A 13,857-nucleotide genomic window follows, 5' to 3' on the forward strand; every position below is an offset into this window, starting at 1 on the left:
GTGAACAACCTGGTGGGTTTACACAACTAGCGGCGATACCTGCGAGCAAAGACGGCACGGTTTAAGACGTACGCTTTACCCGCGATATTAGCCTGTGCGTCGAGCGATCGGCGATGTCCACATCAGCTTTCCGCTCGGGACGGAGGCCTGCGCGCTGGTGCCCGCGTCTTCCATCGATACCATCAGCTTGGCCGGCTCGTTCATATGCTGCGCGGCCGTATCGGATACCGCCATCTCATGATCGCCGTGCGTGTTCGGCCACTTGCCCAGTAGCACGGGCTCGCCGTTTTCCGGCTTGAGCCATGCTCGCAAAACCTTGCCCTCGGGTACCTCGTAATCGCCCATGGCGACTACGGTCATCTTATGACTGTTGGCGTGCGCGGTAACCAGCCAACTCATGCCGGTTGGTTCGTCATAGACGACGCTGGCATAGGCCGGCGCAGCCGGCGACTCAGGTCCGGCGCTGCGTTCCGTGGACCCGGTGAACAGGAAACCGGCCATGACCAGCGCGGCGACCGATGCAACGAGTGCCAAACCACGCCACATGCCGGGGCCGCTGTCATTTGCCGCGGACCTGCTATGGCGCGCTGACGTTTCCGAGTTCTGCGCCACAGGCGTCGCGCTTTCGAGCCCAAGTTCGCGCGTCACCCGGTCCCAAACAGCAGCAGGCGGATCGGCGGGGCGCAACGCCAGACCCAGCGCGCCCAGCCGTGTTTCCCAGTAAGCCAGCTCTCGACGCGCCTCGGCATCGTGCATGAGCTGAGTTTCGAAACGGCTGCGTTCACGTGGTTCGAGCGTGCCCAGCGCATATTCCGCAGCCTGGAGAATGCGTTGTTCCTGTTCGGACTCGGCCATCACGCGCGCTCCGCCAGACATTCACGCAGCCGCAGCAGACCGCGGCGTATCCAGCTCTTGACCGTACCCAGAGGCGCGTCAAGGCGTTCGGCAAGCTCCTGGTGGGTCAACCCTTCGTAATAAGCCAGCAGCACGCTATCGCGCTGTTGCGGTTGCAAGGTTTTCAAGCAGACTCTGATCGCATCGAGCGATTGCTGATTTTCATTTTCCTCGACCGGCGAAAGCGACTGCTCATCCTCGAGCAGTGTCGCCACCATGTCGGGCTCCTCGGGCATCGCAACTTCGGGACGTTTGCGCCGGAGCACATCCAGCGCACGATAACGTGCGATCGATAACAGCCAGGTCAACGGTGCGCCACGTTCCGGGGCGTAGGTATCGGCTTTCTGCCACACCCGTATATAGGCGTCCTGAAGAGCGTCCTGCGCGCGTTCGGGATTTCGCAGGATACGCAGCAACAGCGCATAGAGTTGCGCCGATGTAGCCGCATAGAGCCGCTGGAAGGCCTGTTCATCGCCGCGTGCGGTGGCCGACAACCACTCAGCCAGCTGTTCTCGCTCAGCCATGGCCAGGCAACCTGGCACAGTCCGACCTGCGCTGGATCACGCCGACAAACGCGCTGAAAAGGACATGCGGCGCGTCGAAACGACGAGCGTAAACGCTTGCGCTACTCATGCATGGACTCACTATTAGTCGATCCGCCTTAGCCTGGCGGGAAAGTAGGCGCGACTCAATTGTCGCGGAATCGGTAAATGCAGACCTGATCAATTGAGTGCCCCGCCGCAGCTGCTGCCCTGCCCGGCCGTACATCCATAGCAATGATCGCCCACAGCGATCGCACGACGAGAGAAATCAGTATCGATCAGATCGCGTAGATGCAGGGCGTCACCGCCGTCCAGCGGCATGTCGAGCATCTGATTGAAATCGCAGTCGTAGACAAAACCTCGCCAGTCCACACTGATCAATCCTCGACACATGACGCTCGCGACATTTTCCTGGCGGTGCGCGCTGCGCAGCAGCTGCATGTAATCTGCCATGCGTTTCTCGCGTAACAACATATGCGCATAACGCTTGATGGGCATGTTCGCGAGCGTGAACAGATTGTCGAACACAATGCCGAACTGATCGGCCAGAAAGCGCCTGTAGTCGCGCTCTAGCACATCCTGGGGCGGCGGCAACGAGGGCGAGCCAGGGTTATAGACAAGATTCAGCGTAAGGCCACTGTCCGGCTGGCCGTAGCCCAGAGCATTGAGTTTTTGCAGCGCGGCGATGCTGTCGTCGAACACGCCCTTGCCGCGCTGGGCGTCGACGTTGTCGGCCGTATAGCACGGCAGCGATGCGACGACTTCGACCTCATGCTCGGCAAGAAAAGCGGGTACCCAGTCGTAGCCCGGCTCCTCGATGATGGTCGGGTTACAGCGATCCATCAGATGCACGTTCAACGCCTTGGCCTCGGCAACGAACTCACGAAAACGCGGATGCATTTCGGGCGATCCGCCAGTCACGTCGAGCGTCTGAATGCCTTGCGCAGCGATGAATTCAAGCGCCGTATCCATGGTCGACCGATCCATGAGTTCGGTGCGCTTGGGGCCGGCCTCTACATGGCAGTGCGTACACGCCAAATTGCACAGATAGCCGAGATTCATCTGCAAGGTATGCAGCCGATCACGCCGTATCGGCGGGAAATCGGTCACGGCGGTGGTATTCATCATCGGGCGCATGGTCATCGCCTCGCGCTTGATTGTCTTGCACGCGATCTTAACAGGAGTTGAAAGCGGTACCCTTCATACGCATATCACAAATCACTGATCGAACAGCGCTCGTTTTACCATGCCCCATACGTTTCCCGGTCATTTCCCTGCGACACGCCTGCGCCGCGGGCGTGCGACCGACTTCGCCCGCCGCCTGTCGCGCGAGACCCGGCTCTCTGTCGACGATCTGATCTACCCTGTCTTCGTAACCGAAGGCGAGCCGGTCAACGTGACCGCAATGCCCGGCGTACAGCGCCACACGCTCGAGGGCCTGTTGCGCGAAATGACAGATGTGGTCGCGCTCGGCATTCCCGCCGTGGTGCTCTTTCCGGTCATCGATCCGGATAAGAAGACGCTGGACGCTGAAGAAGCGGCCAACCCGGACGGCCTTGTGCCGCAGGCCATTCGCGCGATCAAGCAGGAATTCCCCCAGCTTGGAGTGATGACCGACGTAGCGCTCGATCCTTATACGAGCCACGGGCAGGACGGCGTGATCGACGACAACGGCTACGTACTCAACGACCCGACCATCGATATCCTCGTGCGCCAGACCCTCGCTCATGCCGATGCCGGCGCGGACATCGTTTCGCCGTCGGACATGATGGACGGTCGCATACAGGCCATGCGCGCCGCGCTCGAAGAAAAGGGCCATGTGAACACGCTCATCATGTCCTATGCCGCCAAGTTCGCGTCGAGCCTGTACAACCCGTTTCGCGAGGCCGTTGGCTCGGCTGCCAACCTCGGCAAGGCCGACAAGCGCACCTACCAGGTCGACCCGACCAATACCGACGAAGCGCTGCGAGAGGTCGCACTCGACCTCAAGGAGGGCGCCGACATGGTCATGGTCAAACCCGGCATGCCCTATCTGGATATCATTCACCGCGTGAAGAGCACATTCGGCGTACCGACGTTCGCTTACCAGGTATCTGGCGAATACGCCATGCTCAAGGCAGCGATCGACAACGGCTGGCTCGACGAGCGTTCTGCCGTGCTTGAATGTCTGGGGAGCTTCAAACGCGCTGGCTGTGACGGCATATTGACGTACTTCGCCAAGGACGCGGCACGCTGGCTGGCGGACTAAGTGACACGATCGGTGCAGCGCCAGCAAGCACTCACGAGCTGCATGCGTACTGCCATGGGCCCTGCACCGGGACCATGGCGTTTACGCATCGACCCGGCGCTACTACGGCCCCTGGTCGGTGATTGGCAGACGTTCAAGCAAGGCCCACATTCGGCGCTGTTCCGACTTGCCGATACACCGTCGATTCTGGCCAAACTGGCCCGTCCTCGCAGCCAGCCACGCGACAGCTTTCGCAAATACGTCAACGCTCAGGCGCGCCGCGAATATGCCAGTGCCTATCGCCTGCAGGCCGCTGGTCTGGCGGCACCAAGGGTTTACGGGTGGGGGTATCGCTCTCCCCTTTTGCCGGCTATGAATCCGTACTGTTCATGGCGGAGATACCCGACTATCGTTCATCGCTGGTGTTCGTACGTGAATGCAGCGACCATGCGGCGCGCTGCCTGTTCTTCGAACATCTGGCGGCGAACATGGCCCGCCTGCACGGGCATGGTCTGATCCACAAGGATGGCCATTTCGACAACATCGGCTGGATTGGGCAACAATCGCTGGTCTGGATCGACAACGACATTCGTCGCGCCGAACGGCCGGCTGCCCTGCGTGCGGGTTTCCGCCACATGCAGCGCATGCTTCGAAGCACCGCGCGCGACGCCATCCACGCCCGTGAGTGGCACTATTTCAACGAATGCCTGCGTAGCGAACTCGCACGCTGGCCCAAGGCCGGGATACTCATCGATGAAGTTTAAACAGGCTGCCGCGGTGCTCGACAAAGTGCCGCATATCTCGCGGCATTCGGCGCGGATTCTCTACGATTTCATTCTCACGGAGAAGCCACGCGACTGTCTGGAACTGGGCTTCGCCCACGGGGCGAGCAGCGGGTATATCGCGGCCGCGCTCGACGAGATCGGTACCGGTACGTTAACCAGCGTGGATCTGGAAAGCAGCGCCGAATTCGAAACCACGATCGAACACACCCTGGGGCGGCTGGACCTGGCTTCGCGCGTGCAGATCGTGCGCGAAGTCAACTCCTATAACTGGTTTCTGAAAAAACAGATCGAGGCACAAACAAAAGACGGAATCTGTGAACCCTGCTACGACTTCATCTTCATCGATGGCGCCAAGAACTGGACCATCGACGGCCTGGCCTTCTTCCTGGCCGACAAGCTACTGCGCCCAGGTGGCTGGATGCTGTTCGACGACTACGGCTGGCGCTATGCTGACGCCATCGAGCGCGGCAAGACGCGAAGCGACGGCGTGACCAACCGCGAACTCTCGGCAGACCAGATCGCTGAAGCCAATATCGCCGCCGTGTTCAATCTGCTGGTGGCCCAGCATCCGTGCTACGGCAATCTCAAGGTCCAGGACGAATCGTGGGCCTGGGCACACAAAATCGATAATGCGCAAGGCCGCAGCCAGGCTCAGCCCATCCGCCGCGAGCGCAAGTCGTTGTTGCGCAGTCGGCTGCAGCGCTGGGGCGCGAGGTAGATCCCGATGCGCTAGCTATCGACGGAAATATCCAGCCCCGCCTGCCGATACACGTCAAGCGTCGCTCGAAAGTTCGTTTCTGCGGTATTGCAGCACACCTGTTCAATCATCTGATCAGCGATTGCTCGGCGCTCGTGCTCGTTACGAATCAGGCGGTCGAGCTGGGCGCTGATGTTGGCTGCTGTCGGGGCATCCGGTAGCGCGTCGTAGAGATTCTTTGGCAGCAGTTCTGTTGCGCCCACGCGTTTGCTGGTCACGACCGGCACACCGCAGGCGAAGGCTTCCTGTACGACCTGGCCGAACTCCTCGATACGCGCTGGGTGTGCACAGATGTCGAGTGCGTGGAAATAACGTTGCGGCTGCAGTGTATGCGGTACGAACCGCATGCGGTCGGCAATGCCCAACGCTCGCGCTTCAGCAATGAAATACGACGCACTGGCCTGCTTGCCGAGAACGAGCAGCATGCTCGACTGCCGCTGGCGATTTTCCAGTGCCGCATATCCGTGCAGCAGAATATCAAGGCCGCGCTTATGGTAGTCGCCCGAGGTGATCAGACCGATGAGCGTGGTGCCTTCGTCACAACCCAGCTCTTCTCGAACAGCGCTACGATAACGATCGCGATCGCAGCGGCTGAACTTCTCCGGACGATACCCCGGATAAATGACCGGCAACCGGTCGATATCGACGCCGTAGCGCTGCGACAGATCGTTGCGCATCAGCTTGGAATTGCAGATACATAGACGGAAACCGTCTTCCGCGAATATGCGGTCGTGGATCTCGGCGAGCGTACCGCGCGGATCGAGTGCACCGCCGTGCAGCACTTCGTGCGCCAGGTGCAAACAGTTGTGCATCGACAGCACGTGCTGTCGATAATGATGCCCGTGGCCGGCGACAAAGTCGTAGCCATGCTGATCGATATGCCTTTGCGCTCGCGCTGCAAACCAACGCCACTTGTAACGGCTGAGCACTGGCAGACGCTGGATGCGCACAGCGCGCCCCATATCCGGCGATACGCCGCCCTTGTGTACCTTGCCGCCGATCAGATCCACCTCATGACCCAAGCGCTTGAAATACCGGGCGTGGTCGGTGATCGTGTTGTTCGTACCACCGATGTCGCCAATCCCGCGGAACGCGATGGCAATTCTCTTGCTTGCGCCGCTCATGAAGACGAGGCCGGAGCCAGCAGACCGGTCTGTACGAACGATTCGATCGCAGCCAGCGCCTTTCTCACGTGTTCGTCGAACGCGAACCGTTGCGTGGCTGCCTGCAAGCCAGCTTCGCTCATGCGCGCATAACCCGGTTCATCGTTGCAGATATCCATAATAGTCTGGCATAGCATTTGCGGATCGAGTGCGCGCGGCGCGTCGATCGTATCTTTCGATGGATCGTAGACGAACGGCGGAAGCCCGGCCTCATCCGCGCCGAGCGCCGCATACTCGGCAACGCTGAGTGTCGGCTCGATACACAGCCCCGTTCTGCCGTGTTCGACGACTTCGACGAGGCCGTCGACCGCAGTCGCTACGACAGGTACGCCGTAAGCGCCGGCTTCGACCGCGATCTGCCCGAACGGTTCACGCAGTGCCGGATGCACCAACAGATCAATACGCGAATAAAACGCCGGCATGTCAGCCACAAGACCTTCGAATACAACCCGGTCGGCAATATCCAATTCCTGTGCCAGCGACTGGAGGCGCAGGCGTTCCGGCCCATCACCCGCAATATGCAGCTTCACGTTCCAGCCCTGTTCACCGAGCTGTGCGAGCGCATGCAATGCCACTGCTACGCCCTTGATCGATTCCAAGCGCGCGACGACGCCCAGCGTGAGCGTATGCGAATCGCGCAGTTGCCTGGGCTTGGGCGGCGTAGCAGGCAATAGCGATGGCCGAAGCGCGTTATGAATCACACGAATCTGCCCCGCGTAGCCCCATCGCAGCTCGAGCATGCGCTTGGCCGCATGAGAATTACAGATGATCGCCGGAACGCCAGCGAGAAAATCGCGTTTCGCAGCACTGTCGCCGGCAAACCAGCTCGCGCCCCGCTCCCAGTAGATACAACGCTTAGCGCCAGCCGCCGCCAGCGTATCCAGACTGTCTCGTAGACGGTTCCAGATCACCACAGCATCAGGTCGCGTACGCGCAACGATATGGCGTTGACGATGCAGCCGGATCTGGCGCGGCCATTTCGGCAGCTTGAAGCCGCCGGCATATTTTTCAAAGACAACCGGCGCCTGCTGATCGAGACGTTGCTCGATGAGTGGATGAATACGCTGGCCACAGGCAACGACAGCATGGCGCGCATGGCTCATGCCACGCGCGGCCCGTACGAATTCGACGAACTGCTGTTCGACCCCGCCGGCGCCATCGAGACTAACGTAATGCAACAACCGGTCGAGACTCATACGCGTGGCTCAAGCGTACCGGTGGCGTGATACTCGTTCACCGCCGCCATAACGTCGTCGACATGCGTATCGAAATCGAAGCATTCTGCGACGCGAACCATGGCGGCGTCGCTCATTGCAGAAAAACGCTCGGCGTCGGCGCTGATCGTGGCTACGGCATCTGCAAGGTCTTCGGGTTCGCAGACTTTCGGGGCCTCAATTGCGTCGCGACCGGGGATATAGACCGCAGCGGGTAAACCATCGCTCGTGCCACCGAGTTCACGGTAACGCACCATATCCGCCGTTGGCGCTATGCACAGCCCGGTTTGCTCATGAGCAACAACTTCCGGCAGCCCATCGACCGCAGTGCAGACCACGGGGCAGCCCATCGCACCGGCTTCGGCCGCCACGACGCCGAACGGCTCTCGCAGCGCAGGGTGTAGCAACAGATCGATCTCCGAAAAGAAAAGCGCCATGTCTTTGACGACGCCGAGAAAACGTACATGGCCGGCAATATTCAGGGATCGTGCCAATTGTTCGAGCCCGCTACGCAATGGCCCATCCCCCGCAATGGACATGCGTGCCTTGATACCGCGACGGTGCAACGCCGCGAGGGCATGCAAAGCCAGGCATGTCGCCTTGACGGGGACAAGACGGCTGGCAACCCCAATATGCAGCGCCCGGTCACGCGGCAGCTGTTTGAAGTCTTTTACGGTATGTCGATTGCGCATGCCATTGGGGCAAACCCGGACCACACCCTCATAACCCCAGCGCAACTCCAGCATGCGTTTTGCCGCATGCGAGTTGCAGAGCACGGCCGGCAATCGCGCGAGCACGTCGGCGCGTGTGCCGTCATTGCCGGCAAGCCAGGCTGAGCCATGCTCCCAGTAAAGACAGCGACGCGCGCCCAACGCATCGATCACACGCGCCTGTTGATCGAGGCGATTCCACAGTAACGCCACATCCGGCTTGAAACGGCGCCCGAGCCAGCGGTAGCGGGCGCGCCGCAATACCGCCGGATGTTGGCCGAGCTTGAAACCGAACAGTTTCTTTTCGTACCGCCAATCCTCGAAATTGGGCAACAGCTCCCGATGGTGGGCATGAATCTTCGTGCTGCAAACCACGACCGACTGTAGAGCCGCATGTCGACGCGCCGCACGCGCCGCGAAGGTTACGAACTGTTGTTCAACACCCCCGAACCCGCTCAAGCTCACATAATGTGTCAAGCGCAGCCCCTGACGGCCCTTATCGCGCCCCATAAACTGATCTCTGATAGATTCTCGCAGGCCGAGCGTGCACGCAGATGGCCCAATGGATTTGCCGGTTGCACTTGGCCACACCCGCGCGCCTCGATATAACGCGCCCGGCCCGTCCCTCGACGACCAATGCAAGCGAAACAATGACTAAAGCAGTATGGATTATAGCAATCGCAGCTATCGCGGCTGTGACTTTCGCACTCGCCGGCGGCTGCCACCTCGGGTGGGGCGCTGGGTTCTGCATCGACGAAGTGGCAACGATCGCACCGTTTATCGGTACGGGCGAATTCATGCTTACCGAAGTGGTCTCGCTCGTCGCCTGCCTGCTAGGTCTTCTAATCGCGTATCACGGATACATCGATGACGACCCCCACCAAGTCCGCCTCGCATCGCTGTTCATTTTGTTCTTCGTAATCTCGGCAGTCAGCGAGAACAATTTGATGCGCGACGATATCCGGCCTCAATTTCTCGTGATCCTTCTGGCGTGGATAACGGTCGAGCTGATATTGGCGCGTTCGTTTGCGGCAGTCGGCTTACTCGCTCTCGGCGTGGCTGTACCCATGATTGGGCAGCTGGGTGATCACACTACGCATATTCAGTTCGAAAACCTGTTCGGCCATCAAATCTCGGAAAGCGTCCTGGCGCCCTGGGCGGACACCTTCGGCGCCCTGGAAGAGCCGTTTGAACTGGCGGGTTGGCTGTTATTCGCCACGGCTGCAGCGGTCGCGCTGAACACACGCCCGAGGGCCGACGGACGTGCACGCTTCATGACGCTTGCAGTTATCAGCATTATTGCGATTGCGATCGGCAATTCATTCTTACACCTGCGCGATAGCGATGAGTTTGAAAGCTTTCGCAAACTCGGATTCTTCTGTTCGGTGGCCGGGGTTGCCTGCGCGGGTACCGCGTTGCTCCTGCGACATGGACGACGCGATATGCTCGCGCGCGCCTACTGCCTGCTGTTCATCGTGGCGGCCTATTGGATCGCGGTCTACGCGCCTGCTGTATATCGGCACGAACACAGCAAAACGATGAGCTCGTGGATCTGGATATTCCCCGTGTTCGCCGGTTACTACGCCCTAGTGAGCTGCCGTCGCGGCTATCTGCGCGCATCGCCCACTCGCGTTCAAGAAACACCGTGACCGAGACCGATCACGACCAGCGCCGTGTGCTTGTCATTGGGCCCAGCTGGATCGGCGACATGGTCATGGCACAAAGCCTGTTCATGCTGCTGCGTGCGCGTTGGCCGAGCGCGGTCATCGATGTGCTCGCCCCCTCGATTACCGCCAATCTTCTGGAACGCATGCCCGAGGTGGATAACGCTGTACGCATGGAGATCGGCCATCGCGAGGTCGCGCTCGGTAAACGCCGACAAACCGCCCATGCACTTGCCGACCGCGGCTACGATCAGGCCATCGTGCTCCAGCGCAGTATCAAGGCCGCGATAGTGCCCTGGCTGGCCGGCATACCGCAGCGCACGGGTTATCTCGGCGAAATGCGCTACGGACTGATCAACGACGTACGCCAACTCGATCAATCCCGCTATCCGCGCAAAGTCGAGCACTACGCCCTGCTCGGCGTCGCCGCCGACGGTGATCCATTACCCGAGCTCAAACACCCCGAACTTCGCGTCGATGAATCACGGCGCGCGGCGTTGATCGACGAATTCGATCTCGACACTCGGCGTCCGGCCATTGGCTTCGCGCCGGGCGCGGCTTACGGCGGCGCCAAGCAATGGCCCGCGACGCATTTCGCACGCCTCGCAGCCGAACTCGATCGTCGCGGTATCGCGACCTGGATTTTCGGCAGCGCAGCCGATCGACAGCTCGCCGCCGACCTGACCGCCGCCGCGCCGAATCATGGCGTGAATCTGTGCGAACGCACGTCGCTGGTCGACATCGCCGATATCGCCTCGCTGACGGATGCGTTTGTGGGCAACGATACCGGCGTAATGCATCTGGCCGCAGCCGCTGCGCCGCGGGTGCTGGCGATCTACGGCTCGACCCATCCCGACTACGCGCCGCCACTGGCGCCGGCCGAAGCGCGCTTTTGGCTCGATCTGGCCTGTGCGCCCTGTCGCGAGCGCCAGTGTCCGTTGGGGCATAACGCCTGTATGCGGGATATTCCGGTCGCCGATGTACTGCGCGCCTGTCTCGACCCCGATGCCCGCGATATCGCATCGCTGCATCACGCCAGCGGTACAGCGCACGCGCCGGGCGACCGTTGCGCTGCATCACTTGAACCTGAACAATTGTCATGAACGCATCACCCGATCGCTATGCCGTGATCGGCCACCCGGTCGATCACAGCAAATCACCCGAAATTCATGCCGCATTCGCGCACCAGACCGGCCAGAAGCTGATTTACGAGCGTTTGCCGGCAGCACCAGGTGCCTTCAAAACCACCGCGGCCGCTTTCTTCGCCGACGGCGGCGCCGGCCTGAACGTGACGCTGCCATTCAAAGGGGACGCGGCCGCCTACGCCAACCGGCTGACCGATCGCGCTCGACGCGCCGGGGCAGTCAATACGCTAGCGCGCGGCGACGATGGCACGCTGCTCGGCGACAACACCGATGGCATCGGCCTGGTCCGAGATCTCGAGCATCGTCTCGACATACCAATTGCCGGTCGTCGCATCCTGATTCTGGGTGCGGGCGGCGCGGTGCGCGGCGTGATACCCGTACTGCTCGAATACGGCGCCGACGCGGTCTGTATTGCCAATCGAACGCTGTCCAAAGCCGATACGATCGCGCGCGATTTTGCCGACCTCGGCAACATACAGACGTGTGCGCTGACCACGAGCGCGAACGGCTGGGATATCGTCATAAACGCGATTTCCGCGGGCCTTGCTGGCGAGATGCCGAATCTATCGCCGGCCATTCTCGAAAATACGCACGGCGCCTATGACATGGTCTATGCGGACCAACCCACCCCGTTTCTGCGCTGGGTTGCTGATCACGGCATCGAACGCCGCTGCGATGGCTTCGGCATGCTGGTCGAACAGGCGGCGGAATCGTTCATGGTCTGGCGCGGCGTACGCCCGCAAACTGCCGAAGTAATTGCCGCTTTGCGCCCCGGCAGCGACCGGCAACGATCATAACCGTTATAATTAGGCGGTCATGAGCGCACACGAACCGCTTCAAAATCTCGACCATGTCCTGCGCGGCGATACCTCGGGCGAACTGCTGCACCCCGAGGATCACGCACGCCAGTACAGCCACGTGCGCAAAGCGCACGAAACCGAACTGGTCGAAGACTATGTCGAGCTTATCGCCGACCTGATCGACGCCAAAGGTGAAGCACGGGCAGTCGAACTGGCCCAGCGCATGGGCGTAACCCAGGCGACGGTCGGCAAGATGATCCGGCGGATGACCGAGTCGGGCCTGGTCACCAGCGAACCGTATCGCTCGATCTTTCTCACCGAGTACGGCAAACAGGTCGCCGCCGAGTCGCGCGACCGACATATTGTGGTTCTTCGATTTTTGCGCGCGCTCGGCGTATCCGAGGCCACCGCCCGCAAGGACGCGGAAGGCGTCGAACACCATGTCAGCGCCGAGACGATCGATATCATGCGCGCCTTCGTCGATCGTAACGAGCCCATGAGCGATGCCTGAAACGCCTTCCGATGTTCGTGTTGTAGAGGCAGGCCCGTATGGCCATCGCGTCATCGACCACGACTGGCCGCACGAGGCGCGCGCCTGCCGGAACGTGCAGAAAACGCTCACCACGCACGTAAACACCGTTGACGACCTGCCGCCGGTACGCTGGCTCGGCGGCGTGGATATCGGTTTCGAAGACGGCGGCAATACCACCCGTGCAGCGGCCGTCGTACTCAATGCACAAACGCTGGAAGTCGTCGATACTGCGCTCGCGCGCGTGCCGACACGCATGCCGTATATTCCAGGGTTGCTGTCATTTCGAGAGATTCCCGGCGCATTGGCGGCACTCGAACAACTGGCCACCCTGCCCGATCTCATTCTGGTCGACGGCCACGGCATCGCACACCCGCGCCGCCTGGGCGTGGCTACGCACCTGGGGCTGGTTACCGGCCTGCCGACAATCGGGGTCGCCAAAAAGCGTTTGACCGGCAGCCACGCCGAAGTACCTGACAAGCGCGGCGCCTGGGTCGAACTCACCGATCGCGGCGAAACCATCGGCGCCGTACTGCGTTCGCGTGTCGGCGTTAAGCCGATCTTCATCTCGCCCGGGCATCGTATCGGCCTCGCCAGTGCGCTTTCGTTCACAATGAGCGCGCTGACGCGTTACCGACTGCCGGAAACCACACGTGTCGCCGACAAGCTCGCCTCCAACCGCTGAATCGGACGATTTCCTCGTCGATTCGCATATTTTGTGGGCTTTCTACGGCACTGATAGGCTTAGCCGCGGTCACAGACAGTTCAACGACATTCGCACAACGGATTAACCCTATGATCAAACGCGCAACCACCATCACGGCGCTGGCACTGGCCGCGCTGACCTTCGGCACCATGCCGGGTCTGGCAACAGCGCAGAGCAATGGCGCCACTGCGGATCAGCAGCAGGCTCAACAGCTCATGCAGCAGTACCGTCAGAAGGCTGCGAAACTTCAACAGATTCATCAGGAAACCATCCAGTCCAACCCTGATCTCGCGGCCCAGCAGGAGGACTTTGAAGAGCAGGTCCGCGATGCGGTCGAAGACCAAGGCTACGACGTCGACAAGGGCCAGGAGCGCGTACAGGAAATGGCGCAGAAACTGCAGTCCGGTGACCTGAGCGACGACGAACGCAAGGCCGTGATGAAAGATTTCCAGGCCGAGCGTCAGCAAATGGTGCAAGCGCGCGACGCCGCGCTGCAAAAGCCCGAGATTCGCTCGGCTGGCGAAAAGCTGCAGGAAGACACCCTGACCGCGATGAAAAAACAGGACGGTCAGACCAAGAAGCTGCTCGACGATATGGACGAGCTGCGTGGCCAGCTGCGCGAGCAGATGCCTGCCGCTGCTGCCGCCGGCGGAAACGGCTAAAAAGTCGATTTCGATCGATACAAGCCCGGCCATGCGCCGTAATGCCGTTCACTTAAGCG

General features: G+C 60.9%; 15 protein-coding genes. 9 read left to right on the forward strand and 6 right to left on the reverse strand.

Annotation, left to right across the window (positions count from 1 at the left end; genetic code table 11):
* Positions 1–87: 87 nt before the first annotated feature.
* From SSPSH_RS17455 to arsS, 3 genes are all read right to left on the reverse strand, one after another.
* A complete protein-coding gene (locus SSPSH_RS17455; RefSeq protein ID WP_006913010.1) occupies positions 88–855 on the reverse strand; it encodes an anti-sigma factor in 768 nt (255 codons plus the stop codon).
* Complete coding sequence (locus SSPSH_RS17460; RefSeq protein WP_006913009.1) at positions 855–1,418, reverse strand: sigma-70 family RNA polymerase sigma factor; 564 nt, start codon at positions 1,416–1,418, stop codon at positions 855–857. The genes SSPSH_RS17455 and SSPSH_RS17460 overlap by 1 nt, the downstream gene beginning before the upstream one ends.
* A 198-nt stretch (positions 1,419–1,616) precedes the next feature.
* Positions 1,617–2,579, reverse strand: coding sequence for an arsenosugar biosynthesis radical SAM (seleno)protein ArsS (gene arsS / locus SSPSH_RS17465; RefSeq protein ID WP_006913008.1), 963 nt, complete (start codon positions 2,577–2,579; stop codon positions 1,617–1,619).
* 103 nt (positions 2,580–2,682) lie between these two features.
* On the opposite strand from arsS, the gene hemB reads away from it, so the two are divergent.
* The 3 genes from hemB (at position 2,683) to SSPSH_RS17480 (ending at position 5,166) form a co-directional block, all read left to right on the forward strand.
* The gene (gene hemB / locus SSPSH_RS17470) at positions 2,683–3,684 is read left to right on the forward strand and encodes a porphobilinogen synthase (RefSeq protein ID WP_006913007.1); all 1,002 of its coding nucleotides are present in this window, start codon (positions 2,683–2,685) and stop codon (positions 3,682–3,684) included.
* 320 nt (positions 3,685–4,004) lie between these two features.
* Complete coding sequence (locus SSPSH_RS19040; protein WP_021031972.1) at positions 4,005–4,427, forward strand: hypothetical protein; 423 nt, start codon at positions 4,005–4,007, stop codon at positions 4,425–4,427.
* Entirely contained in the window at positions 4,417–5,166 is a 750-nt protein-coding gene (locus tag SSPSH_RS17480) for an O-methyltransferase (protein WP_006913005.1), read from the forward strand. Before SSPSH_RS19040 ends, SSPSH_RS17480 begins: the two co-directional genes overlap by 11 nt.
* Positions 5,167–5,177: 11 nt before the next feature.
* Here SSPSH_RS17480 and SSPSH_RS17485 read toward each other — a convergent pair whose 3' ends face one another.
* Genes SSPSH_RS17485 through SSPSH_RS18215 form a run of 3 tightly spaced genes read right to left on the reverse strand, consistent with a single transcriptional unit; the run spans position 5,178 to position 8,802 of the window.
* The gene (locus SSPSH_RS17485) at positions 5,178–6,329 is read right to left on the reverse strand and encodes a glycosyltransferase family 4 protein (RefSeq protein ID WP_021031973.1); all 1,152 of its coding nucleotides are present in this window, start codon (positions 6,327–6,329) and stop codon (positions 5,178–5,180) included.
* On the reverse strand, positions 6,326–7,564 hold the full coding sequence (locus SSPSH_RS17490; RefSeq protein ID WP_006913003.1) for a glycosyltransferase: 1,239 nt from the start codon (positions 7,562–7,564) through the stop codon (positions 6,326–6,328). Before SSPSH_RS17490 ends, SSPSH_RS17485 begins: the two co-directional genes overlap by 4 nt.
* A complete protein-coding gene (locus SSPSH_RS18215; RefSeq protein ID WP_006913002.1) occupies positions 7,561–8,802 on the reverse strand; it encodes a glycosyltransferase family 4 protein in 1,242 nt (413 codons plus the stop codon). The genes SSPSH_RS17490 and SSPSH_RS18215 overlap by 4 nt, the downstream gene beginning before the upstream one ends.
* Positions 8,803–8,846: 44 nt before the next feature.
* On the opposite strand from SSPSH_RS18215, the gene SSPSH_RS17500 reads away from it, so the two are divergent.
* The 6 genes from SSPSH_RS17500 to SSPSH_RS17525 all read left to right on the forward strand — a co-directional run bounded on the left by SSPSH_RS17500 (position 8,847) and on the right by SSPSH_RS17525 (position 13,798).
* Positions 8,847–9,941: a hypothetical protein gene (locus tag SSPSH_RS17500; protein WP_021031974.1), complete on the forward strand. Its 1,095-nt coding sequence runs from the start codon at positions 8,847–8,849 to the stop codon at positions 9,939–9,941.
* Entirely contained in the window at positions 9,938–11,059 is a 1,122-nt protein-coding gene (gene waaF / locus SSPSH_RS17505) for a lipopolysaccharide heptosyltransferase II (protein ID WP_006913000.1), read from the forward strand. Before SSPSH_RS17500 ends, waaF begins: the two co-directional genes overlap by 4 nt.
* Positions 11,056–11,898, forward strand: a complete 843-nt coding sequence (gene aroE / locus SSPSH_RS17510; protein WP_006912999.1) for a shikimate dehydrogenase — start codon at positions 11,056–11,058, stop codon at positions 11,896–11,898. The genes waaF and aroE overlap by 4 nt, the downstream gene beginning before the upstream one ends.
* A gap of 19 nt (positions 11,899–11,917) precedes the next feature.
* Positions 11,918–12,412 carry a manganese-binding transcriptional regulator MntR gene (mntR, locus tag SSPSH_RS17515; protein WP_006912998.1) on the forward strand — a complete coding sequence of 165 codons (495 nt, stop codon included), beginning with the start codon at positions 11,918–11,920 and terminating at the stop codon, positions 12,410–12,412.
* Complete coding sequence (gene nfi / locus SSPSH_RS17520; RefSeq protein ID WP_006912997.1) at positions 12,405–13,115, forward strand: deoxyribonuclease V; 711 nt, start codon at positions 12,405–12,407, stop codon at positions 13,113–13,115. Before mntR ends, nfi begins: the two co-directional genes overlap by 8 nt.
* 110 nt (positions 13,116–13,225) lie before the next feature.
* Positions 13,226–13,798, forward strand: a complete 573-nt coding sequence (locus tag SSPSH_RS17525) for a hypothetical protein (protein WP_006912996.1) — start codon at positions 13,226–13,228, stop codon at positions 13,796–13,798.
* Positions 13,799–13,857 lie beyond the last annotated feature (59 nt).

The sequence above is a fragment of the Salinisphaera shabanensis E1L3A genome (genome assembly GCF_000215955.2).
Classification (GTDB): domain Bacteria; phylum Pseudomonadota; class Gammaproteobacteria; order Nevskiales; family Salinisphaeraceae; genus Salinisphaera; species Salinisphaera shabanensis.

Bases quoted from the DNA above. Each gene is read 5' to 3' on its own strand.
- SSPSH_RS17485 (WP_021031973.1), bottom strand. From the start codon at position 6,329: ATGAGCGGCGCAAGCAAGAGAATTGCCATCGCGTTCCGCGGGATTGGC.
- nfi (WP_006912997.1), top strand. From the start codon at position 12,405: ATGCCTGAAACGCCTTCCGATGTTCGTGTTGTAGAGGCAGGCCCGTAT.
- hemB (WP_006913007.1), top strand. From the start codon at position 2,683: ATGCCCCATACGTTTCCCGGTCATTTCCCTGCGACACGCCTGCGCCGC.
- arsS (WP_006913008.1), bottom strand. From the start codon at position 2,579: ATGACCATGCGCCCGATGATGAATACCACCGCCGTGACCGATTTCCCG.
- SSPSH_RS17525 (WP_006912996.1), top strand. From the start codon at position 13,226: ATGATCAAACGCGCAACCACCATCACGGCGCTGGCACTGGCCGCGCTG.
- SSPSH_RS17500 (WP_021031974.1), top strand. From the start codon at position 8,847: ATGGCCCAATGGATTTGCCGGTTGCACTTGGCCACACCCGCGCGCCTC.
- mntR (WP_006912998.1), top strand. From the start codon at position 11,918: ATGAGCGCACACGAACCGCTTCAAAATCTCGACCATGTCCTGCGCGGC.
- SSPSH_RS18215 (WP_006913002.1), bottom strand. From the start codon at position 8,802: ATGGGGCGCGATAAGGGCCGTCAGGGGCTGCGCTTGACACATTATGTG.
- SSPSH_RS17480 (WP_006913005.1), top strand. From the start codon at position 4,417: ATGAAGTTTAAACAGGCTGCCGCGGTGCTCGACAAAGTGCCGCATATC.
- aroE (WP_006912999.1), top strand. From the start codon at position 11,056: ATGAACGCATCACCCGATCGCTATGCCGTGATCGGCCACCCGGTCGAT.
- SSPSH_RS17490 (WP_006913003.1), bottom strand. From the start codon at position 7,564: ATGAGTCTCGACCGGTTGTTGCATTACGTTAGTCTCGATGGCGCCGGC.
- SSPSH_RS17460 (WP_006913009.1), bottom strand. From the start codon at position 1,418: ATGGCTGAGCGAGAACAGCTGGCTGAGTGGTTGTCGGCCACCGCACGC.
- SSPSH_RS17455 (WP_006913010.1), bottom strand. From the start codon at position 855: ATGGCCGAGTCCGAACAGGAACAACGCATTCTCCAGGCTGCGGAATAT.